Below are 21,676 nucleotides of genomic sequence, written 5' to 3'. Positions count from 1 at the left end.
ATTCAGCCGGATTATCGATCAGATCATGGGCACTGTCTCCCGCGGCGCGTTAGCAGCAATCGCTCGACAGACGCGGCAATCGCTCTGGGGCAGCCGCGGGTCTGTTTCGCTAGACCATCACAACCAAGGAGATGCCTCCGACTATCCACCCCTGATGGATAATCCTTCCGGCATTTCGTCAATTATCGCTCGAACCAAAAAGACCGATAGTCTCAGCAAGCCGACAGGAGACTGCCATGTCCGAAATGCCCCGCACCGAAACCTTCCAACAAGCAGCTGAAATTACTCACGATTATCTCAAGGCGCCGCCGACGGTCCCGGCCCGGGCCATGGTCCGGCGCGCAGCTCTGGCGCTCGCGCTGCTCGCGGGCACGGCCGCCATTGTCTATTACGGATACGACTACTGGACCAACGGCCGCTACCTCGAGACCACCGACGACGCCTATGTGAAGGCGGACTCCACGATCATCGCGCCAAAAGTCTCCGGCTACATCGCGAAGGTGCTGGTCGGCGACAACGAGAAGGTCAAAGCGGGCCAGCTGCTGGCCAAGATCGACGACCGCGACTTCAAGGCGGCGCTCGACCAGGCCCGCGCCGACGTCGCCGCCGGCGAAGCCTCGGTGCGCAACATCGATGCCCAGCTCGAGCTGCAGCAGCCGATCATCGAGCAGAGCACGGCCGATGTCACCGCAGCTGACGCCAACCTGAAATTCGCGCAGGAAGAACGCGCCCGCTACGACGATTTGATGAAGTCGGGCTCCGGCACGATCCAGCGCGCGCAGCAGACCGACGCGGCGCTGCGCGCCAGCAGTGCGCAATTGCAGCACGCGAAGTCGGGCCTGGTGGCCGCGCAGCGCAAGGTCGACGTGCTCACCACTCAACGCGCCCAGGCGACAGCGCAACTCGACCGTGCCCGTGCCGTCGCGGACCAGGCAGAGCTGAACCTGTCCTATACCGAGATCACCGCACCGGTTGACGGCACGGTCGGCGCCCGCAGCTTGCGGGTTGGCCAATTCGTGCAGGCCGGCACGCAGTTGATGGCGGTGGTGCCGCTCAATGCGGTCTATGTGGTCGCGAACTTCAAGGAGACGCAGCTTACGCATGTGCGTCCGGGACAGCCAGTCGAGCTGCACGTCGACAGTTTCCGCAATCGCACGCTCCGTGGTCATGTCGACAGCCTGTCGCCGGCCAGCGGGCTTGAGTTCGCGCTGCTGCCGCCCGACAATGCGACAGGCAATTTCACCAAGATCGTGCAGCGCGTGCCGGTGAAGGTCGTGCTCGACGATGACAGCCTGACCGGCCTGCTGCGGCCCGGCATGTCGGCGGTGCCGACCGTCGACACCAAGCAGACCGTGCTGGCCGAGCGCGAGACGGCAAAGCGTCTCGCCGACAACGCGTCCCGCCCGAACGGCGGCTGAGGTCGGAAGACCGGCGGGATTATCAAGTCCTGCCGGACGATCCTTCCCTGGCTTCCTCGATTATCGAAACCATCCGTCCAATGCATCCTGTCTCTGTAACCGAGACGAGGCCTCCATGAGCACGCTTCAACCGACCGTCAACGCCGCCGCCAACCTTCCCGCTCCCGCAGCGGCCGCCACGCCGGCGATCTCTGCAAAAACCTGGATCGCGGTGATCGGCGCCACGCTCGGCGCCTTCATGGCGGTGCTGAACATCCAAATCGTCAACGCCTCGCTCGCCGACATCCAGGGCGCGATCGGCGCCGGCATCGACGACGGCGGCTGGATCTCGACCTCCTATCTGATCGCCGAAATCGTGGTGATCCCGCTCTCGGGGTGGCTCGCGCAGGTATTCTCGATCCGGATATATCTCCTCACCAACGCGATCCTGTTCCTGCTTTTGTCCGCGGCCTGCGCGCTGGCGCAGGACCTGCCACAGATGATCGTGCTGCGCGCCGTGCAGGGCTTTACCGGCGGCGTGCTGATCCCGATGGCGTTCACGCTGATCATCACGCTGCTGCCGCGCGCCAAGCAACCCGTGGGTCTTGCGCTGTTCGCGCTGTCGGCGACGTTCGCGCCGGCGATCGGCCCAACCATCGGCGGCTATCTCACCGAGAACTTTGGGTGGCAGTACATCTTCTACGTCAACGTCGTGCCCGGCGCGATCATGGTCGGCATGCTCTGGTACGCGCTCGACGCCAAGCCCATGAAGCTGTCGCTGCTCCGCGAGGGCGACTGGGCCGGCATCATCACCATGGCGATCGGCCTCTCCGCGCTCCAGACCGTGCTGGAAGAGGGCAACAAGGACGACTGGTTCGGCTCGCCCTTCATCGTCAAGCTGTCGGTGATCGCAGCCGTTGCGCTGACCGTCTTCCTGATCATCGAACTCACGGTGAAGAAGCCGCTGCTCAACCTGCGCCTGCTGGTCCGCCGCAATTTCGGCTTCGGCATGCTCGCCAACTTCCTGCTCGGCGTCGCGCTGTACGGTTCGGTGTTCATCCTGCCGCAATATCTGGCGCGCATTCAGGGCTACAATGCCGAGCAGATCGGCATGGTGCTGGCATGGACCGGATTGCCGCAACTTCTGCTGATCCCCATGGTGCCGCGTCTGATGCAGCGGTTTGACGCGCGCATCATCATCGGCATCGGCTTCGTGCTGTTCTCGGCCTCGAACTTCATGAACATTTATATGACCAACGACTACGCCGCGGACCAGCTGCTGTGGCCCAACGTCGTCCGCGCGATCGGCCAGGCGCTGGTGATGGCCCCGTTGTCTGCGGTGGCGACTGCCGGCATCGAGGCTGAAAATGCTGGCTCGGCCTCCGGCCTGTTCAACATGATGCGCAATCTCGGCGGCGCCGTCGGCATCGCGCTGCTCCAGACCGTGCTGACCAAGCGCGAGCAATATCACTCCAACGTGCTGATGCAGTCGGTGTCGGTGTTCGAGCAGGCGACGCGGACCCGGCTGGAGCAGCTCACGCAGTATTTCATCAATCACGGCGTCCTCGATCGCGCCGACGCCGCACATCGCGCCTATGTCGCGATCGGCCATACCGTGCAGAAGCAGGCCTATATCTTCGCCTTCAGCGACACCTTCTATCTGCTCGGCATGGCGCTGATCGTCGCGCTCGCCGCCGTCCTGTTCCTGAAGAAGCCCGGCCAGACCTCGGCCGGCGGAGCCCACTGACCTCAACCCAGCAAGCAAGGAGAACGACCATGAAACCCCGCATGAATTTCTACCAGGCCGCCCCCGACACGATGAAGGCGCTGATGGCGCTGGAAGAGCAGATCCAGTCGACGGGCCTGGAGAAATCGCTGATCGAGCTGGTCAAGATCCGGGCGTCGCAAATCAACGGCTGCGCCTTCTGCATCAACATGCACACCGAGGACGCCCGCAAGCGCGGCGAGACCGAACAGCGCATCTATCTGCTCAATGCCTGGCGCGAGTCCCCGCTTTATACCGATCGCGAGCGCGCCGCTTTGGCCTGGACGGAATCAGTGACGCTGATTGCGGAGACGCATGCGCCGGATGATGTCTACGAGCAGATCCGCGCGCAATTCTCCGACGCGGAGACGGTGAACCTGACCATGCTGATCGGCGCCATCAACGCCTGGAACAGGCTCGCGATCGCGTTCCGTGCGGTGCATCCGGTGAAGGTGAAGGCGTCGGCGGCGTAGAGAGTCAATGGCGGCGTCACGGACACAACGCCGCTTCCACACTCTCGCCTGTCATGCCCCGGCTTGACCGGGGCATCCAGTACGCCGCAGCCTGTCGATTCAATCATTGGCGTCACTGAGTACTGGATCGCCCGGTCAAGCCGGGCGATGACACCTGAGTTTGGCGATAGAGTGCTTCGACTCACACCTCGCGGAGTGTGCGGCTTAAACCGCCGTCGCCTTGGCGAACTCCACATAGATCTCGCGGAGCCGCGTCGCCATCGGGCCGGGCTTGCCGTCGCCGATTGTCTTGCCGTCCACGGCGACCACCGGCTGCACGAACGACGAGGCCGAGGTGATGAACGCTTCCTTGGCGGCGAGCGCCTCGGCGACGGTGAAGGAACGCTCCTCGACGCGGAGCTGACGTTCTTCGGCGAGCGCGATCACGGCCTTGCGGGTGCAGCCCGGCAGGATCGCGTTGGAATTCTGTCGGGTGACGATGACGTCGTCCTTGGTCAGGATGAACGCCGTGGACGAGCCGCCCTCGGTCACATAACCATCTTGCAGCATCCAGGCCTCGCCGGCGCCGGCCTCAGCCGCGGCCTGCTTCGCCAGCACCTGCGCCAGCAGCGCCACGCTCTTGATGTCGCGGCGCTCCCAGCGGATGTCGGGCACCGTGATCACGTTGATGCCGGTCTTTGCGACCGGGGCGTTGATGATGTCCTTCTCGGAGGTGAACATCACCAGGCTCGACTTGACCTCGCCCTTGGGGAACGGGAAGTCGCGACCCTTGTCGGCGCCGCGGGTGACCTGAAGATAGACGAGGCCGCTTTCGATCTTGTTGCGCGCGATCAGCTCCTTCTGGATCTCGGTGATACGCTCGACCGTCTCGGGGAGCTTCAGCTTGATCTCGCCGACCGACCGCTCCAGCCGTGCCAGATGCGAGGCGTTGTCGACCAGCTTGCCACCCAGCACCGCCGAGACCTCGTAGATGCCGTCGGCGAACAGGAAGCCGCGGTCGAGCACCGAGATTTTGGCGTCCGAGAGCGGGACGAATGAGCCGTTGACGTAGGCGATCGAGTCCAAGGCAGGTTCTCCTGGGGGGAAGGTGAATTTACTCACCCGTATAGGAGATTTGGCGAGCCCGATAAACCCTCGATCCGTCATTCCGAGGCGCGACGTAGTCGCGAGCCCGGAATGACAGAGAAAGTTAATGCGATAGAATCTTCGACAAGAACTTCTGCGCGCGGTCGCTGCGAGGCTTGCCGAAGAAGTCCTCCTTCGGGGCGTCCTCGACGATCTCGCCGCGGTCCATGAAGATGACGCGGTTGGCGACCTTGCGGGCAAAGCCCATTTCATGGGTCACGACCATCATGGTCATGCCCTCATGGGCGAGGTCGACCATGACGTCGAGCACCTCGCTGACCATTTCAGGATCGAGCGCCGAGGTCGGCTCGTCGAACAGCATCACGATCGGATCCATGGCGAGCGCGCGGGCGATCGCGACGCGCTGCTGCTGGCCACCGGAGAGCTGCGCGGGAAACTTCTCGGCCTGCTCCTTGAGCCCGACGCGCTCCAGCAGTTGCATGCCCTTCGCCACCGCCTTGTCAGACGATCGTCCAAGCACCTTCTGCTGGGCAAGGCAGAGATTGTCGATGATCTTCAAATGCGGAAACAGCTCGAAATGCTGGAACACCATGCCGACGCGCGAGCGCAGTTTTGGCAAATTGGTCTTGGGATCGTTGACCTTGGTGCCGTCGACACTGATGTCGCCCTCCTGGAACGGCTCCAGTGCGTTGACGCATTTGATCAGCGTCGATTTGCCTGAGCCCGAGGGGCCGCAGACCACGACGACCTCGCCCTTGGTGACGCTGGTGGTGCAGTCGGTCAGCACCTGGAAGGTCGGGCTGTACCATTTGTTGACGTGGCTGATCTCGATCATGTTCGACGAACTCTACCGGATGATGGCGATGCGCGACTGCAGGCGGCGGACGCCGAAGGACGCAACGCAGGAAATGGTGAAGTAGACGATTGCAGCAAACAGATACATTTCTACGAGGCGGCCGTCGCGCTGCGCAACCTTGCTCGCCGCGCCCAAAAAGTCCGGGATCGAGAGCACGTAGACCAGCGAGGTGTCCTGGAACAGCACGATGGTCTGCGTCAGCAGCACCGGCAGCATGTTGCGGAACGCCTGCGGCAGCACGACGTAGCGCATGGTCTGGGCGTAGGTGAGACCGAGCGCATTGGCGGCCGCCGGCTGTCCCCGCGAGATCGACTGGATGCCGGCGCGCATGATCTCGGAGAAATACGCCGCCTCGAACATGATGAAGGTGATGAGCGAGGATGCGAACGCGCCGACACTGATCGGCCGCGAGGCGCCGGTCACCCACTGCCCGATATAGGGCACCAGGAAATAGAACCAGAAGATCACCAACACCAGCGGCAGCGAACGCATGAAGTCGACATAGACGCCCGCGATGCGGCCGAGCAGCTTGAAGCCGGACAGCCGCATCAGCGCGATCGCCGTGCCGAAGATCAGGCCACCGAGGCCCGCGAGCGCCGTCAGGGTCACAGTGAACGTCATGCCCTCGTAAAACAAATAGGGCAGCGCGCGGCGGATGACGTCAAAATCGAGATTGGAAAACATGGCGCTATTTCCCCGTGATGTAGCCGGGGATCGCGACCCAGCGCTCGAGGAAGCGCATCGCGGTTACGACGACGGCGTTGACGAGGAGATAGAGTAGCGTCGCGGCGGTGAAGGCCTCGAACACCTGGAACGAGAACTCCTGCATCGAGCGCGCCTGTCCGGTCAGCTCGATCAGGCCAATGGTGATGGCGACCGCCGTGTTCTTGATGGTGTTGAGAAACTCGGAGGTCAGCGGCGGCATGATGATGCGGAACGCCATGGGCAGCAGGATGTACCGATAGCCCTGAAAAGTCGTGAGACCGAGCGCGGTTGCCGCCATCTTCTGGCCGCGCGGCAGCGAACCGATGCCGGCCTGCAATTGTATTGCGACACGGGCCGACATGAAGAACCCGATGCCGATCGCCGCCGTCCAGAACGGCGCGTTCGGCAATTGCTTCAGCCACAGCCCCGCGCCCCTCGGCAGCAACTCCGGCAGCACGAAGAACCACAGGAAGAGCTGCACCAGCAGCGGCATGTTGCGGAAGAACTCGACCCAGCAGAAGCCGAACCAGTACGCGCCCCTCGAGGGCAGCGTCCGCATGACGCCGACCAGCGAGCCGAAGACCAGCGCGATGATCCAGGCGAGCACGGCCGTCTTCAGAGTCAGCACCAGTCCCGACAGCAGCATGTCGAGATAGGTGCCGGTCCCCATCGGGTTCGGCTCGAAGAAAATTCCCCAGTTCCAGTGGTAGTTCACGTGTCCCCCGCGCGAACGCGCCCTCAAAGTGTCCCGGGCGCCTATGCAAATGTCCGGCCAGTCTCCCTCCAGAATGGCCGGAATGTGCCCCTCTCCCCGCTTGCGGGGAGAGGGAACTCGTCATCTTACTTATAGTCGTCCGGGTTCGGCGAGTCCGAGGGTTTTGCGAACTCGTTCTTCAGCTCGGCCGAGATCGGGGTGTTGAGGTTCAGCCCCTTCGGCGGGATCTTCTGCGTGAACCACTTTTCGTAGATCTTCTGGCCCTCGCCGGAGGTGTAGAGCGCGCCAACCGCGGCATCGACAACCTTCTTGAAGGGGGCATCGTCCTTGCGCAGCATGATGCCGTAGGGCTCGGGCTTGGAGAACGCGTCCTTGGAGATGACGTAGTCGTCCGGCGACTTCGAGCCGGCGACGAGGCTCGCGAGCAGGATGTCGTCCATCACGAACGCGACCGCGCGGTCGGTCTCGACCATCAGGAAGGATTCGGCATGGTCCTTGGCCGGAATGATGTTGGCGCCGAGGCCCTTGGCAACGTTGGCTTCGGTGAGCTGCTTGATGTTGGTGGTGCCGGCGGTCGAGACCACCGTCTTGCCCTTGAGATCGTCGATCGACTTCAGGCCGCTCGACTTCTTGAAGACGTAGCGGCTGGCGGTCAGGAAGTGCGTGGGCGCGAAGGCGACCTGCTTCTGCCGGTCGACGTTGTTGGTGGTCGAGCCGCATTCGAGGTCGATGGTGCCATTGGCCATCAGCGGAATGCGCGTCGCCGAGGTCACCGGGTTGAGCTTGACCTCGAGCTTGTCGAGCTTGAGCTCCTTCTTCACGGCGTCGACGATCTTGTAGCAGATGTCCATCGCGTACCCGATGGGCTTCTGGTTGTCGTCGAGATAGGAGAACGGGATCGAGGAGTCGCGGAAGCCGAGCGTGATCGCGCCGGTGTCCTTGATGTTCTTCAGCGTGCCGGTCAGCTCCTGGGCCCCGGCCTGGCTGACGGCGAAGGTCGCGGCGAGCGCGAGCCCGATGTGGCGGAAATACTTCACTTTTTTGGTCCCCTTTCAGGATGATGCGGCCGGATGCAAGCACAAATCCGGCCGGATTAGAATGTGACTTTCGGCGGGATCACGGCTCAGGTTAATGGCTCAGACGAGTGGCTTGGGCAATTCCCCGAGATCCCAGAACAGCCCGGCCATCACCGTCAAGGCCTCTTCGGTCAATGGCAGCAGGATGTGCTCATTGGGCGCATGCTGGGAGCAGCCGGGATAGGAATGCGGGACCCAGATCGTCGGGAGGCCCAGGATCTCGGAAAACACGTCGTTGGGCAGCGAGCCGCCGAAATTCGGCAAAACGGCCGGCGGCTTGCCGGTGGTCTCCCGCACCGAATCCGCCGCCCATTTGATCCAGGGGCTGTCGAAATCCGTGCGCGAGGCCGCAAAGCTTTGGGCGGCCCGCACCTCGACCATCGAAAAACCCTTCTGGACAAGATGCGCGCGGACGGCGTCGATCAGACCATCGACCTTGGTGCCGACGACGAAGCGCAGTTGCAGCACGGCATTGGCGTTGCCGGGAATGGCATTCGCCGGCTTCCCGATATTGCCCGACGACATCGCCAGCACTTCGAGCGTGTTCCAGGCATAGAGCCGTTCGGCCGCCGAAAGACCTTCCTCGCCCCAATTCTCCGCGAGCGCCGGTTCGTCCTCGGTCGGCACCACCTGCACGTCAGCGAGATAGCTGCGGATCTGGTTGGTGAGCCGTGGCGGCTTCAGCGCGTCGAGCTGAAGCCGGCCGTGGCCGTCGACCAGCGTGGAGATCGCGTTGACCAGGATGGTCGCGGGGTTGGCGAGCACGCCGCCCCAATTGCCGGAATGGTGGCCGCCATCGCGCAAGTTCACGTCGAGATGGATGCGGATGCCGCCGCGGCAGCCGAGGAAGAGTGTCGGGCGGTCTGCCGACAAACGCGGCCCGTCGGAGGCCATGAACAGATCGGCCTTGAGCGCGTCGCGATTGAGATCGCAGACCTTGCCCAAATCGGGCGAGCCGATCTCCTCGCCCATCTCGACGATGAACTTGGCATTGAAGCCGAGCTTGCCGCCCCGGGCCTCGCGCACAGCGCGCAGCGCCGCCATGTTGATGCTGTGCTGGCCCTTGTTGTCGGCGGTGCCGCGGCCGTAGAGGCGCGTGCCCGCAACCGTCGTGCGCCAGGGATCGCGGCCATCGCGCCACTCGCCTTCCATGCCGTCGACGACGTCGCCATGGCCGTAGATCAGCACGGTCGGTGCAGATGCACTCTCGTGATGCTCCGCGAACAGGAACGGCGACTTGCCGCTCGGGGATTCGACCAGACGGCTGGTGAAATCGAGCGCAGCGAAAGCCGGCACCATCTCCTGTTCCAGATAGGCGCGCAGCTCGGGGCCACGCGACGGATTCTGGCTTTCGGTCTTGAAGGCGACGCGGCGGTCGAGTTCAGCGAGGAACGCGCCGGATTTGAAATCGTCACGGGCGCGGGTGATGGCGTCGGCTCTGGTCATGATTTGTTTTTCGAGGCTTTGGGACGAAGGACCTTACCCGAGACAGGCTAGCCTTCGAAAGTGGCGGGGACTTGGATAGTTCTCGTAGTTCTCTTGTGAATTCGTTCTTGCTCTCTTGAGATTGGCTTGCCAAGAGCGGGACCGCCGCTGATTTTGGCCTTGCCAAGGTCGCGCTATATGCAAGAACTTCGCCAGATTGGGGCGCACGTCTATCATTCGAAGAGCGCTCAGTACAGGGCGCCGGGGGACCAGCATGGCCAAAGAGATCAGGCTCAACGCCTTTGCGATGAATTGCGTCGCACACCAGTCACCGGGCCTGTGGACCCATCCGCGCGACCGCACCGCTGAATATAACCGCCTGCCCTACTGGATCGACCTCGCCAGGACGCTGGAGCGCGGCCGTTTCGACGGGCTGTTCCTGGCCGACGTGCTCGGCGTCTATGACGTCTATGGCAGCAGCCCTGACGCGGCCCTGCGCAATGCGGCACAGACGCCGTCGAACGAGCCGCTGCTGCTGCTCTCGGCGATGGCGGCGGTGACCAAGAACCTCGGCTTCGGCGTCACCAGCAATTTGTCCTTCGAGCCGCCCTATCCGTTCGCGCGGCGGATGTCGACGCTCGACCACCTCACCGAGGGGCGGATCGGCTGGAACGTCGTCACCGGCTATCTCGACAGCGCCGCGCGCGGCGCCGGCAAGGAGAAGCAGACCGGCCACGACGACCGCTACGACATCGCCGACGAATATATGGAGGTGGTCTACAAACTCTGGGAAGGCAGCTGGGAAGACGACGCCGTGCTGCGCGACCGCCAGCGCGGCATCTTCACCGATCCCAGCAAGATTCATCGCGTCAATCATGACGGAGCAAACTTCCGTATCAACAATACTATCCATCTGAGTGAGCCATCGCCGCAGCGCACGCCGGTGCTGTACCAGGCCGGCACCTCACCGCGCGGCCGGCAGTTTGCGGCCAAGCACGCCGAATGCGTGTTCATGTCGGGCCCGTCGGCCAAGATCATCGCGCCGCGCGTCGCCGCGATCCGCCAGGAAGCTGCAGCGCTCGGCCGCAACCCGGCCGAGATCCTGATGTTCAACATGATGACGATCATCCTCGGCAACACGGAAGCCGAGGCGGCAGCCAAATATGCCGACTACCGGTCGCATATCAGCGCCGAGGGCGCGCTGGCCCTGATGTCGGGATGGACCGGCATCGACTTCTCCGGCTACGAGCTCGACCAGCAGGTGCGTCATGTCCAGAACGATGCCGGCCGCAGCGCCCTCGACAACGTCACCCGCGGCGACCCCGACCGCGTCTGGACCGTGCGCGACGTCATCGAGCACGTCGGCATCGGCGGCGCCGGCCCGGTCGTGGTCGGCACACCCGAGAGCGTCGCGGACAAGATCGAGGATTGGTTCGAGAAGACCGACGTCGACGGCCTCAACGTTGCGTTTGCGATCTCGCCCGGCGATTTCGAGGACATCGCCGATATGCTGGTGCCGGAGCTGACCAAGCGCGGCCGGTACAAGCCGGAATATGCGAAGGGTACGCTGCGGGAGAAGCTGTTCGGCGATGGACGTGCGAGGCTGGATGCGCCGCATCCGGCAGCGGGATATCGGGTGGGGAAGAAGGCACGCTAACGCTCCTCACTGTAAGTTCCGTCATCCTGAGGTGCGCGCCCTTCGCGCGCCTCGAAGGATGAGCGGCCCCGCTGCTGCAGCCGGGCCGTCGCCCTTCGAGGGCCGCTGAAGAAGCGGCCGCCTCAGGGTGACGGGTCAGGGAGTAGCGCTCGCAATGACGGCGGTGGGTGATGCCTACACCTTCCCGTCCACCATCACCTCGATCAGCTTTGTGCCCGGCCGGGCAAACGCAGACGCCAGCGTCGTTTTCAGCTCGCGCGGGTCGCTGATCTTGATCGCCTCGCAGCCGAGCGCCTTTGCGATCCCTGCAAAATCCACCGGCGGATCGACAAAATCCATGCCGACGTAATTGTCATCGCCATGGAAAGCCAGCAGGCGCTGCTTGATGATGCGGTAGCCGCCATTGTTGGCGATGACGACGTTGAGCGGCAGCTTGTGATGCGCCGCCGTCCACAGCGACTGGATCGAATACATCGCACTGCCGTCGCCGGAGAAGCACACCACGGGGCGATCCGGATTGGCGATGCTGGCACCGACCGACGCCGGCAGGCCCCAACCGATGCCGCCGGAGGCAAGGCCATGATAGCCATAGCGGTCGCGGTGCGGACGCAGCGCCGTGATCTGGCGGCTGGAGGTGAGGCCTTCGTCGACGAGGATCGCATGGTCGGGCATGGCCTCGACCATTTGCAGCACCAGGAAGTCCGGGTCGATGGGGCTGCGACCCGCGCTCTTGCCGATCTGTTCGACCAGCGCGGCACGCCGCGCGGTCCAGTTCTTCGGCGCCAGCTCGGCGAGACGTTGCTTGGCACGACTCGTCAGTGTCGCGCCGCCCATCTCCTTCAGCACCGGGATCAGCGCGCGCAGCGTTTCCTTCAGATCCGCCTTCAGCGCGATCTCGGCGCCGTAGTTCTTGGCGATCTCCCAATCGACCAGACCGACCTGCACGATGCCGAGGCCATCGGGCAGCGCATCGACCTCGCTATAAACCGACATCCGCAAGGGATCGCCACCCAGCGCGATCAGCAGGTCGTAAGGCGCGAGCGTATCGCGCGCGACCTTCTGCACCCGCGCGAGGGTCCCGACGAAGCTCGGGCTCTCGGACAGGAAGTGAGAGCCATAGGGCGTCGAGGATTGGTAGGCGGCTGCACCCAGCAGCTCAGCGAGTTCGGCGGCCTCCTTGAGCGCATCGCTCTTGACCACCTCGTCCATGGTGACGAGCACCGGGCGTTCGGCCTTCAACAGCCGTGCGGCGAACGCCTTCAGCGCCTCGTCCGACGGCTTTACGCGCGCGTCGATGCGGGTGGAGCGGCCGAGATCGATGCCGGCTTCGCTGTTGAGGATGTCGCCCGGTAGCGAGATGAACACCGGCCCGGTCGGCGGCGTCATCGCGACTTTTGCGGCACGGCGCACGATGCGCGGCAGATCCTCCAGCCGCGTCACTTCGACCGCCCATTTCACCAGCGGTTCGGCCATGCGCACCAAGGGGCCGTACAGCACCGGCTCCATCAGGCCGTGGCCCTGCTCCTGCTGGCCGGCCGTCAAAATCATCGGCGTACCCGTGAACTGCGCGTTGTAGAGCGAGCCCATCGCGTTGCCGAGGCCGGGCGCGACATGGACGTTGCAGGCGACGAGCTTTCCGGAGGCGCGGCTGTAGCCATCGGCGATCGCGACCACCAGGCTCTCCTGCATCGCCATCACATAGGTAAGATCAGGGTGGTCCTTCAGCGCATGCATGATCGGCAGTTCGGTGGTGCCGGGATTGCCGAACAGATGCGTGATGCCCTCGTCCTTGAGCAGCGCGAGAAAGGCGGAGCGGCCGGTGATCTTGTTCTTCATGTTTCCTCCAGGGAGCGGGCGTTGCCGCAAGGACGGATCACATGATGGCCGAAGTTTTGTGAGGCGCGCAAGGAAGCGCAGTCATGGCTGCGTTGCGCGGCAGACCCCGCTCTCGCGTCCCGGACGCGGCGCAGCGTGTAGCGGTGCGACGCAGAGCCGGGACCCAATTTTCGCCGAGCCCGCTGATGCATGGGCCCCGGCTCTGCAGCGCACCGCCGAAGAGGCGCTGCGCTGCGTCCGGGGCACGAGCGGAGTGAGCAACTGGGGCTACATCTCCTCCCGCCCCAGTTCGAACGGATCCTCGCCGCTAGCACGCTTCTTCTTTTTCGAGCGCTGCCAGACCACGCCCGGAAAGCCCTTCAGCGGCACCAGGGGCTCGCCGGTATAGGCCCATTCCTGCAGCTCCTCGATCGCGATGTGATAGAGCGGCTGGCGGCCGGTGCGCTCCCTGAACAGTGCGCGGGGAATGTTGACCATGTGCGGGCCGCGCGGGCGCTCATAGGCGATCGGCGTGCCGCAATGCGAGCAGAAGCTGCGCGCGGTCTTGGTGGCCTTGTCCTCGTAGCGGGTCAGCGCGGTCTTCCCGGAGGTGATGCGAAAGCGCTTCTTCCAGCTGCCGACATAGGTCGCGTAGGCCGCGCCGTGGGCGCGGCGGCTACTGGCAGAATGATCGTGCCAGGCCCAGCGCGCAGGGATGTCGATCTCGAAGGTGATTTTGCCGCAGAGGCATTGGCCGGTGGCGATACCTGCGGCGGCTGCGGCTTTGGCCATGGGGGGTTCTCTCCGTCGTCATTGCGAGCGCAGCGAAGCAATCCAGAATCTTTCCGCGGAGACAGTCTGGATTGCTTCGCTACGCTCGCAATGACGGAGTTTGTGGTGCGATCGGAGCAACACAATAGCCCCGTAGCCCGGATGAGCGAAGCGACATCCGGGTTACGAGTACCTACGCGGGCGTCAGCTCCTCATAAACAGGATAATCCGTATACCCCTTCTCCTCGCCGCCGTAGAACGTCGCGCGGTTGTACGGCGTGATCGGGTAATCATGCTCAAGGCGCCGCGGCAGATCGGGGTTGGAGATGAAAATGCGGCCGAAGGCGATGATGTCGGCGTGGCCGTCGGCGATCGCCGCATTCGCGGTCTCGCCGGTGAAGCCACCGGCGGTCATCAGCACGCCGCTGTAGAGCGGGCGGAACAGCACCATGGCCGAGGGCACGTTCTCCCAATGGACATCGGCGCGGCCGGCGCCGCTGGAGCGCGGCTCGATGAAATGCAGATAGGCAAGGCCGAGCTTGTCGAGCGCCTTCACCACGTGGGTGTAGAGCGGCATCGGATCGGGCTCGCCGGAACCGTTGGCGATGCCGTGCGGCGACAGCCGCACGCCGACGCGATTGGCGCCCCAGACGTCGATCGCGGCCTGCGTGACCTCGAGCAGAAGTCGCGCGCGGTTCTCGATCGATCCGCCATATTGATCGGTGCGCTGGTTGCTGCGCGACTGCAAGAACTGCTCGAGCAGATAGCCGTTGGCGCCGTGGATCTCGACGCCATCGAAGCCGGCGGCAAGCGCGTTCTTCGCACCCTGCCTGAAGGCCTCGACCACACCCTTGACCTCATCGGTCTCCAGCGCGCGCGGCGTCTCGTAGTCGCCGATCTTGCCGTCGGCCATCATCGCCTTCATTCCTTCGGCCTTGATCGGGATCGCCGAGGCCGACACCGGCGGCTGACCACCGTGGTAGGACGAATGCGAGACACGGCCGACATGCCAGAGCTGGAGAAAGATGATGCCGCCCTTGGCGTGCACCGCATCCGTCACCTTGCGCCAGCCCGCAATCTGCGACTCCGAATAGATGCCGGGCGTCGCCGGATTGCCGCGGCCGTGCGAGAGCACAGGTGAAGCCTCGGCGATCAGCAGGCCTCCCTTCGTCGCGCGCTGGCCGTAATATTCGGCGTTGAGCGGCCGCGGCGAAAAGCTCTCGCGCTCGGCTCGCATGCGCGTCAACGGCGCCAGCGCGACGCGATGCGCGAGCTTGTACGGACCGACCTGCAACGGTTTGAACAACGCCTCGAATTTCATGCTGACACCGACTGGCTATGGAAGGATGCGGATCATATAGCGAGGGGCGGCCACCGGAAAAGGTGCCGCCCCTGCAAAAACAGATATTCCCTCCCACGGAACGTGGGAGAGAACAGCTATTACGCCGTCTTGATCCAGACGGCCTTCACGTTGAGATATTCCTCGACGTGCTGCTTGCCGGACTCGCGGCCATAGCCGCTCATCTTGTAGCCGCCGAACGGCACGGCCGGGTCCATCGCCTGATAGCAATTGACCCACACCGAGCCGGCGCGCAGGCGCTTCGCAACCGCATGCGCCTTGCTGACGTCGCGCGTCCATAGGCCCGAGCCGAGGCCGAAGGTGGTGTTGTTGGCGCGCTTGACGAGCTCGTCCATGTCCTTGAACGCGATCGCGGAGATGACGGGACCAAAAATCTCCTCCTGTGCGATGCGCATGTTGTCCTGGACACCCGCGAATACCGTCGGCGAGACGAAGAAGCCTTTTGACAGCGCGCCTTCGGTGACACGCCCGCCACCGGCGAGCGCCTTCGCGCCTTCCTTCTGGCCGATGTCGAGATAGCTGGTGACCCGCTCGAGTTGCTGCTCGGAGACGAGCGGACCGATCTGGGTGTTGGGATCGAGACCGTTGCCGACTTGCAGCTTCTTGCCGAACTCGGCGACGCGGCCGACGAACTCTTCGTAGATCGACTGCTCGACGAACAGGCGCGTGCCGGCGCTACAGATCTGCCCGGAATTGGCGAACACCGCCATCGCGGCACCGGGGACTGCGGCATCGAGATCAGCATCCGCGAACACGATGTCCGGCGACTTGCCGCCGAGCTCGAGCGAGACGCGCTTGAGGTTGCCGGCCGACGCCCGGATGATCGACTGGCCCGTGACGTGCGAGCCGGTGAAGGCGACCTTGTCGACGTCGTGATGCGAGGCGAGCGCAGCACCCGCGGTCTCGCCATAGCCGGGCACGACGTTGACGACGCCGGGCGGAATGCCAGCTTCCATCGCGAGTTCGGCGATGCGCAGCGAGGTCAGCGGCGCCTCTTCGGCCGGCTTGAGCACCACGGTGCAGCCAGTCGCAATGGCGGGACCGATCTTCCAGAGCGTCGCGGTGAGCGGGCCGTTCCAGGGAATGATGGCGCCGACGACGCCGACCGGCTCCTTCAGCGTGTAGGAAAAGATTTCGCCGGGCAGCGAGTTCTCGATGGTCTCGCCATGGATCGCGGTGGTCTGGCCGGCGTAATAGCGCAGCATGCCGACGGCACGCAGGCGATAGGCGCGGGTGCGGCTGAGCGGCGCACCCATGTCGAGCGTATCGAGCTGCGACAATTCGTCGAAATTCTTCTCGACGAGATCGGCGAGCTTCAGGAGCAGGTTCTGCCGCTCGAACGGCTTGACCTTGCTCCAGGGTCCCTCAAAGGCGCGGCGGGCGGCTGCAACCGCGCGGTCGATATCTTCCTTGTCGCCCTCGGCGACGGTGGCGAGCAATTCGCCGGTGGCGGGGTTATGGGTCTCGAAGCGCTTGCCGGAGGCGGCGTCGACCCATTTCCCGTCGATCAGCATCTGCTTGTAGGACCCGTTGGCGAACGGATGGCGCGTGATCGGAATAGCCTGCGACACAGCCATGGCTGCACTCCCTGTCAGGTGATTGATTGGGTTCGATCTGGGCGGGATCGTTAGGTGGAATAGAATACAGCGGTGCCGGAGAGGCGTAAAGGCGGCGTGGAACGAAGACCACCCATGCCGACTTGTGCAGGGTCGCGCGAGTGCCATGTTATAGCTCGACCAAGCCCCCTGCCCGGAGACGAACCATGCCGCACCCCGCCATCGTCAAGGACAATGTTGCCGTGATCACGGGTGGCGCGTCCGGCATCGGATTTGCCGCCGCCGCAGCCTTCGCGCGCGCCGGCATGAAGGTGTGCATCGCCGATGTCGATGAGGCGCGACTGGCGGAGGCCGCAACAAAACTGTCATCCGTCGCCTCTGCCACACATGTGATGACCTTCGCCGTCGATGTCGGCAAGGCGGAGAGCGTCAAGGAACTGGAACGCGCGGTGGGCGCGCATTTCGGCGGCACCGACCTGCTCATGAACAATGCCGGCATCCAGCCGGGCAGCACGCTGTTCGGCGAACCCGACAATTGGCAGCGCATCATCGCCGTCAACATGTGGGGCATCATCAATGGCTCGCGAATCTTCGCGCCCGGCATGATCGCGCGCGGCAAGTGCGGCCTCATCATCAACACCGGCTCCAAGCAGGGCATCACCACGCCGCCGGGCGATCCCGCCTACAATGTCTCGAAGGCCGGCGTGAAGGCGTTTACGGAAGCGCTCCAGCACGAGCTGCGCAACACCAGGGATTGCCACATCAGCGCGCATCTCTTGATCCCCGGCTTTGTTTTCACCGGGCTCACCGCAAAGGGCCGCACCGAGAAGCCGGCCGGCGCCTGGACGCCGGAGCAGACCGTGGACTTCATGCTGGCGCGGCTGAAAGCCGGCGATTTCTACATCCTGTGCCCGGACAACGACGTGCCCCGCGCGCTCGACGAGAAGCGGATGCTGTGGGCCGCCGGCGACATCGTCGAAAACCGCCCGCCGCTGTCGCGCTGGCACCCGGACCATGCGGATGCGTTCGCAAAGTTCGTGAAGCAGGACTAGACGGATCCGCCCAGGGCCAGCAACAACGAGGCGCCGATCGGCACACCCCAACCGGAGACGGCGTCAAATCCAGGGCCGGCGTTGAATCCGATACCCGGCTTCGGGTTGGAGACGTTGTTGCCGATCGTGATGTCATGGCAGACGAGCCGGCCCATCGAGAGACCATGAGACGTCTTGGCGTAGAGGAGCGGTGTGAGCCAGCGCTGGCGCTTGCGGGGCGGCAGCAGCGCGTTGACGCGCGCGATCAATGAGGCCAGCACAGGCGTCGAAGCGCTGGTACCGCCGCCCGGGCTTCGCTCGCTCTGGAAGATCAAGTCGTACATTGGTGGACCGGCCAGCGCGGTGAGGTCGGGAACGACGCGTCCCTTGAAGTCCCCCTTGTTCAGCGACGCAACCGAGACTTTTTGCCAGCCCGGCTTGGCGAAGATCGAGCTGACCCCGCCACCGGTCGCGCCACCCACGTCACGGATGCGCCGCCCCTTGCCGACGCGCCACGTCTGTTCGACGGCCTTGCCGGCCTTGTGTCGAATCATGGTGCCGCCGACCGCCAGGGAATAGGGACTGGAGCCCGGAAAATCGACATGCGCGCGCTTGTCGGTCTGCATGTCGCCGGACCCATCATCCCCCGAAGCGCAGCAAACGGTGATGCCGAGCAACGCGGCCAGATGCAGCCGCTCGTTGATCGCATTCAGCGCCGCCTTCGACCAGTCGCCGGAATCCTCCGCGGCGCCCCAGCTGATCGAAAGCGCCACCGGCCGATCCTTGATGGTCTGATTGAGCAGGTCGACCCAGCCCTTCTGATGGTCTTTCGCGAAGTAGACCAGGATCTCTGCCTCCGGGCACAGCCCCGCGACAATCTGCACGTCCATCATCACTTCGCCGGTGTAGCCGATTTCGTCGCGCCGGTGGGCGGGCTTCAGGCGATTCATCTGCGCGAGGTTCCGGATCGGCGCATCGATCGAGATGCGCTTCACGGTCGGCAGATCGCGACCGAACAACTTGCAATAGGCGGCGAGGTCTTCGGCAAAATAACCGCCACCGAACTCCGCCACCGCGATCCTCTGGCCAGCCCCTCGCCCCTGAGGAAAACGATAATGATTCTCGATATCCTGCGGCGCGAACGGCTTGAGAGGATGTGTCGCCTTTGCAGCCGTCTTCGACGGCTTTCTGCCTGCGACGCGCCGTTCGCCAAATCCCAGCACGGCGGTGATGATCGGCTGAAGTTCCGCGGGCACCTCGTACTCGCCCTCGCGATCGCGGAACGTGCCTTGCTTCGCACTTTCGTAGATCCCGAGGTTGGGATGGAAGGCTTCCTCCATTTGGGCAACAGTGCCACTCACCTTCATGCTGCGCGTCTCGAGCGAGACCTCATCGATGCTCAGCCCGAACTTGCGCAACACCTGCGAGACCTTGTTGGCATCGGCCCTGGAGGCTCCGCACTTCGCCCTGAACTGTGCCAGCGACGGCGGGCGCCTCGCGAAAACTGCCGCGTCCGGCAGCTTCGGCCCGCGCAGCGTCAGGGTCACGTCAACCCGCTGCTGCGGGCTGGCGTCCCTCAGGCGCTTCGCGCCCTTCTGACGCACACGCGCGCTGTCCCGCACGACGACCAGCTGTTTCGCAGTTGCAGCTTGACGACGCATCCGGCTGCCAACATGCCGCGACGCGGCACCCGTCCTTGCACGTGATACCATCGCCGGGCCCTCACCCTCGACACGACCAAAGGTTGCAGGTTATCGTCGATCCCCAGATGCGTCAATTTTGCAATCCGGCCGGCACGCCGCCACGCGACCAGCCCGGACGTTCGAGATTTTTTTCGATTTCTGATTGCGATCCGAGGATTTGCTGATGCGCTCGATCTACGCGCGGCTCAACCGTCGCTACGGCACCAAGTTCATCGGCTTCGACCGTCAACGGCTGGTCAGCTCGACCCTGACGAACGCCACCGTCATTTCCGCCGTGACGCCGCCTCGCCTGATGCCGGATCGGACGCGGCGCCGACATCGTCCGCGCGTCGCAATCCGGCCACAAGGCCGGGTCGGCAATCCTCAGGGCCATCAAGCGCAACGGACATCGTCGCAGTTAACGCGCGATGCGATCGGAATGAATCGTCACCGCATTCGCGAGGTGCGCCCGGTCTTCGGGCTGAGACCTACAGCGTCTCTTGCTGATGCCCGCAATTCTTGCAGGCAAACTTGACGCGGCTCTGGCCCTTTTCCGCCTGGACCCGGTTTGGCGCGCCGCACTTGCCGCAAACGGCCTCGATACGGGTCGAGCCCTGCTTCACGACGATGGTCTTCTTTTCCATCGATTCGCGGATCAGGCGCTCGGCCTCTTCACGCAGGGACTGTTTCGACAAAGCTCATCTCCGCCTCTGGAAAGCGCGAGAGCCATAACGCACCTGCGTTGGAATCTCAATCGGCAATGCCGGCTCAGACCTCCACAATCACATAAGAGTCTTCGACATGCACCGCAAAGGTCTCGGCCACATACGGCCCCTTCTGGAGCTCGTCGCCGCGTTCCACCGCGACGGGATATGACCGGATCTTGACGCGGTTCGGGTCGAACCAGGACTGGCCGTTGCGCATGTCGAACTCCCAGCCGTGCCAGGGACAGCGCAGCATCTCGCCGACGCGCGAGCGCTCGTAGACGCCGGGCTCGGGCGAGGTCAGCCGCGCCACGCAGGCGGCCTTCTCCAGCGGCGCGCCCTCGTGCGGGCAGCGGTTCAGCAGCGCGAAGAACTCGCCATTGACATGGAACACGACGATATCGCGGCCGGCGATATCGACGACCTTGTTGCCGCCGGGCGGGATCTCCGAGGTGGTCGCGACGATGTGACGGGCCATGCGGAGCTCAGAACTTGTAGACAGCGCGCGCGTTGGTGCGGAAGATCTTCTTCCGCTCCGCCTCCGTCAGCGGCGTCTTGAAGGCGAAGCGCGGATCGTCAAAGTCCCAGTGCGGATAGTCCGACGAGAACAGCAGACGATCGATGCCGACCCATTCGATCAGCGACCGCAGATGCCGCGCCTCATCCGGCTCGTCGATCGGCTGCGTCGTGAACCAGAAGTTTTCACGCACATATTCCGACGGCTTGCGTTTCAGATGCGGCACTTCGCTGCGGAAACGTTCAAAGTGCTGGTCCATGCGCCAGACCGCCGAGGGGATCCAGCCGAAGCCGCCCTCGATGAAGACGATCTTCAGTTTCGGGAACCGCTCCGGCACGCCCTCGATGACGAGGCTCGCAAGCTGCGCCGCGATTGTGTGGGCATTGGACTGATGCTCCTCGACATAATAAGACGGCCAGCCGCCGCCGGTGGGCGCGTGGCCACCATAGCCGCCGACGTGAATGCCGAGCGGCAGGTCGAGTTCTTGCGCGCGCTCATAAATCGGCCAATAGCGGCGGCGGCCGAGCGGCTCGTTGGCCCGCGGCGAGACGTTGATCTGGATGTACTCGCCGATTTTCGCGCAACGCTCGATCTCGGCGATCGCGAGGTCCACGCCATCCTGTCCGACCAGGATCGAGGCCTTCAGGCGGGGATCGCGGTGTGACCAGAACGCCAGCTGCCAGTCGTTGATGGCGCGCTGGATCGCGGCACCGAATTCGAGGTTCTGCTGCGAGAAGATGAAGAGATCGAGCACCTGCAAGATCCCGAACTCGACGTCGAGCGGATCGAGGTGCTGCTTCTGCATGAAGGCGAGATCGGAACCGGGCGGTCCGCCGGTCGGCGGCCAGGCATCGCGCCGCGCGATCAGCGGCGACGAGCGCGGATAGGGTGTCGTGAACAGATACGGCGTGCGCAGATGGCTGCCATATTCTCTCAAGTGCTGCTGCCAACGTTTCGGCAGGAACTCATTGAGATCGTCCGTCGATCGCAGGCTCGGATGCACGTCGCAATCGATGATACGCAGCCGCGAGGCCGCCGGCTTCTCGTCGTCGCGCAACGGACGGTCGATGACCTCACTCATGCGA

20 protein-coding genes are annotated in these 21,676 nt (G+C 64.0%); 5 read left to right on the top strand and 15 right to left on the bottom strand.

The features are described from left to right. The first annotated feature begins 236 nt into the window (after nt 1-236). From B5V03_RS39945 to B5V03_RS39935, 3 genes are all read left to right on the top strand, one after another. Nucleotides 237-1,418, top strand: a complete 1,182-nt coding sequence (locus tag B5V03_RS39945; protein WP_129275895.1) for an HlyD family secretion protein — start codon at nt 237-239, stop codon at nt 1,416-1,418. A gap of 115 nt (nt 1,419-1,533) precedes the next feature. Further along, a complete protein-coding gene (locus B5V03_RS39940) occupies nt 1,534-3,144 on the top strand; it encodes an MDR family MFS transporter (RefSeq protein WP_129275894.1) in 1,611 nt (536 codons plus the stop codon). A gap of 29 nt (nt 3,145-3,173) precedes the next feature. Next, complete coding sequence (locus tag B5V03_RS39935) at nt 3,174-3,635, top strand: carboxymuconolactone decarboxylase family protein (RefSeq protein WP_129275893.1); 462 nt, start codon at nt 3,174-3,176, stop codon at nt 3,633-3,635. Nucleotides 3,636-3,839: 204 nt separating this feature from the next. On the opposite strand, the gene B5V03_RS39930 is transcribed toward B5V03_RS39935, so the two are convergent. From B5V03_RS39930 to B5V03_RS39905, 6 genes are all read right to left on the bottom strand, one after another. Then, nucleotides 3,840-4,700, bottom strand: a complete 861-nt coding sequence (locus B5V03_RS39930; RefSeq protein WP_164988619.1) for a D-amino-acid transaminase — start codon at nt 4,698-4,700, stop codon at nt 3,840-3,842. Nucleotides 4,701-4,824: 124 nt separating this feature from the next. Continuing rightward, the gene (locus B5V03_RS39925) at nt 4,825-5,556 is read right to left on the bottom strand and encodes an amino acid ABC transporter ATP-binding protein (protein WP_129275891.1); all 732 of its coding nucleotides are present in this window, start codon (nt 5,554-5,556) and stop codon (nt 4,825-4,827) included. 12 nt (nt 5,557-5,568) lie between these two features. Beyond that, entirely contained in the window at nt 5,569-6,261 is a 693-nt protein-coding gene (locus tag B5V03_RS39920) for an amino acid ABC transporter permease (protein ID WP_129275890.1), read from the bottom strand. Nucleotides 6,262-6,265: 4 nt separating this feature from the next. Beyond that, the gene (locus tag B5V03_RS39915) at nt 6,266-6,997 is read right to left on the bottom strand and encodes an amino acid ABC transporter permease (RefSeq protein ID WP_129275889.1); all 732 of its coding nucleotides are present in this window, start codon (nt 6,995-6,997) and stop codon (nt 6,266-6,268) included. 125 nt (nt 6,998-7,122) lie between these two features. Further along, nucleotides 7,123-8,034 carry an amino acid ABC transporter substrate-binding protein gene (locus B5V03_RS39910; RefSeq protein ID WP_129275888.1) on the bottom strand — a complete coding sequence of 304 codons (912 nt, stop codon included), beginning with the start codon at nt 8,032-8,034 and terminating at the stop codon, nt 7,123-7,125. 99 nt (nt 8,035-8,133) lie between these two features. Next, the gene (locus B5V03_RS39905; RefSeq protein WP_129275887.1) at nt 8,134-9,519 is read right to left on the bottom strand and encodes a M20 family metallopeptidase; all 1,386 of its coding nucleotides are present in this window, start codon (nt 9,517-9,519) and stop codon (nt 8,134-8,136) included. 253 nt (nt 9,520-9,772) lie between these two features. On the opposite strand from B5V03_RS39905, the gene B5V03_RS39900 reads away from it, so the two are divergent. Then, nucleotides 9,773-11,155, top strand: a complete 1,383-nt coding sequence (locus tag B5V03_RS39900; protein WP_129275886.1) for an LLM class flavin-dependent oxidoreductase — start codon at nt 9,773-9,775, stop codon at nt 11,153-11,155. Nucleotides 11,156-11,329: 174 nt separating this feature from the next. Here the strand turns inward: B5V03_RS39900 and B5V03_RS39895 are convergent, their stop codons facing one another. The 4 genes from B5V03_RS39895 to B5V03_RS39880 form a co-directional block, all read right to left on the bottom strand. Continuing rightward, nucleotides 11,330-12,991: a thiamine pyrophosphate-binding protein gene (locus B5V03_RS39895; RefSeq protein ID WP_129275885.1), complete on the bottom strand. Its 1,662-nt coding sequence runs from the start codon at nt 12,989-12,991 to the stop codon at nt 11,330-11,332. A 267-nt stretch (nt 12,992-13,258) separates the two neighbouring features. Next, on the bottom strand, nt 13,259-13,762 hold the full coding sequence (locus B5V03_RS39890) for a GFA family protein (RefSeq protein ID WP_129275884.1): 504 nt from the start codon (nt 13,760-13,762) through the stop codon (nt 13,259-13,261). Between the two features lie 172 nt (nt 13,763-13,934). After that, nucleotides 13,935-15,062, bottom strand: coding sequence for an alkene reductase (locus B5V03_RS39885; protein WP_129275883.1), 1,128 nt, complete (start codon nt 15,060-15,062; stop codon nt 13,935-13,937). A 119-nt stretch (nt 15,063-15,181) separates the two neighbouring features. Beyond that, nucleotides 15,182-16,678 carry an aldehyde dehydrogenase family protein gene (locus tag B5V03_RS39880; RefSeq protein WP_129275882.1) on the bottom strand — a complete coding sequence of 499 codons (1,497 nt, stop codon included), beginning with the start codon at nt 16,676-16,678 and terminating at the stop codon, nt 15,182-15,184. 185 nt (nt 16,679-16,863) lie between these two features. Here B5V03_RS39880 and B5V03_RS39875 point away from each other — a divergent pair, with 185 nt between their 5' ends. Then, complete coding sequence (locus B5V03_RS39875; RefSeq protein WP_129275881.1) at nt 16,864-17,709, top strand: SDR family NAD(P)-dependent oxidoreductase; 846 nt, start codon at nt 16,864-16,866, stop codon at nt 17,707-17,709. On the opposite strand, the gene B5V03_RS39870 is transcribed toward B5V03_RS39875, so the two are convergent. The 5 genes from B5V03_RS39870 to B5V03_RS39855 form a co-directional block, all read right to left on the bottom strand. Beyond that, nucleotides 17,706-19,349: a S53 family peptidase gene (locus B5V03_RS39870; RefSeq protein ID WP_164988618.1), complete on the bottom strand. Its 1,644-nt coding sequence runs from the start codon at nt 19,347-19,349 to the stop codon at nt 17,706-17,708. The genes B5V03_RS39875 and B5V03_RS39870 overlap by 4 nt on opposite strands. 112 nt (nt 19,350-19,461) lie before the next feature. Continuing rightward, the gene (locus B5V03_RS41965) at nt 19,462-19,620 is read right to left on the bottom strand and encodes a hypothetical protein (protein WP_164988617.1); all 159 of its coding nucleotides are present in this window, start codon (nt 19,618-19,620) and stop codon (nt 19,462-19,464) included. Between the two features lie 238 nt (nt 19,621-19,858). Further along, complete coding sequence (locus B5V03_RS39865; protein ID WP_014491844.1) at nt 19,859-20,065, bottom strand: hypothetical protein; 207 nt, start codon at nt 20,063-20,065, stop codon at nt 19,859-19,861. Nucleotides 20,066-20,138: 73 nt separating this feature from the next. After that, nucleotides 20,139-20,552, bottom strand: coding sequence for a Rieske (2Fe-2S) protein (locus B5V03_RS39860; protein WP_129275879.1), 414 nt, complete (start codon nt 20,550-20,552; stop codon nt 20,139-20,141). Between the two features lie 7 nt (nt 20,553-20,559). Then, nucleotides 20,560-21,672 carry an amidohydrolase family protein gene (locus B5V03_RS39855; protein WP_129275878.1) on the bottom strand — a complete coding sequence of 371 codons (1,113 nt, stop codon included), beginning with the start codon at nt 21,670-21,672 and terminating at the stop codon, nt 20,560-20,562. Nucleotides 21,673-21,676 lie beyond the last annotated feature (4 nt).

It is taken from the genome of Bradyrhizobium betae (assembly GCF_004123905.1).
GTDB classification, from domain to species: domain Bacteria; phylum Pseudomonadota; class Alphaproteobacteria; order Rhizobiales; family Xanthobacteraceae; genus Bradyrhizobium; species Bradyrhizobium betae_A.
This window is presented reverse-complemented; position numbering and strand designations above follow the sequence as displayed.

Coding starts and splice junctions, on each gene's coding strand:
- B5V03_RS39900 (WP_129275886.1), top strand. CDS start 9,773: ATGGCCAAAGAGATCAGGCTCAACGCCTTTGCGATGAATTGCGTCGCA.
- B5V03_RS39890 (WP_129275884.1), bottom strand. CDS start 13,762: ATGGCCAAAGCCGCAGCCGCCGCAGGTATCGCCACCGGCCAATGCCTC.
- B5V03_RS39880 (WP_129275882.1), bottom strand. CDS start 16,678: ATGGCTGTGTCGCAGGCTATTCCGATCACGCGCCATCCGTTCGCCAAC.
- B5V03_RS39935 (WP_129275893.1), top strand. CDS start 3,174: ATGAAACCCCGCATGAATTTCTACCAGGCCGCCCCCGACACGATGAAG.
- B5V03_RS39895 (WP_129275885.1), bottom strand. CDS start 12,991: ATGAAGAACAAGATCACCGGCCGCTCCGCCTTTCTCGCGCTGCTCAAG.
- B5V03_RS39875 (WP_129275881.1), top strand. CDS start 16,864: ATGCCGCACCCCGCCATCGTCAAGGACAATGTTGCCGTGATCACGGGT.
- B5V03_RS39940 (WP_129275894.1), top strand. CDS start 1,534: ATGAGCACGCTTCAACCGACCGTCAACGCCGCCGCCAACCTTCCCGCT.
- B5V03_RS39860 (WP_129275879.1), bottom strand. CDS start 20,552: ATGGCCCGTCACATCGTCGCGACCACCTCGGAGATCCCGCCCGGCGGC.
- B5V03_RS39855 (WP_129275878.1), bottom strand. CDS start 21,672: ATGAGTGAGGTCATCGACCGTCCGTTGCGCGACGACGAGAAGCCGGCG.
- B5V03_RS39885 (WP_129275883.1), bottom strand. CDS start 15,062: ATGAAATTCGAGGCGTTGTTCAAACCGTTGCAGGTCGGTCCGTACAAG.
- B5V03_RS39870 (WP_164988618.1), bottom strand. CDS start 19,349: ATGCGTCGTCAAGCTGCAACTGCGAAACAGCTGGTCGTCGTGCGGGAC.
- B5V03_RS39925 (WP_129275891.1), bottom strand. CDS start 5,556: ATGATCGAGATCAGCCACGTCAACAAATGGTACAGCCCGACCTTCCAG.
- B5V03_RS39905 (WP_129275887.1), bottom strand. CDS start 9,519: ATGACCAGAGCCGACGCCATCACCCGCGCCCGTGACGATTTCAAATCC.
- B5V03_RS39920 (WP_129275890.1), bottom strand. CDS start 6,261: ATGTTTTCCAATCTCGATTTTGACGTCATCCGCCGCGCGCTGCCCTAT.
- B5V03_RS39945 (WP_129275895.1), top strand. CDS start 237: ATGTCCGAAATGCCCCGCACCGAAACCTTCCAACAAGCAGCTGAAATT.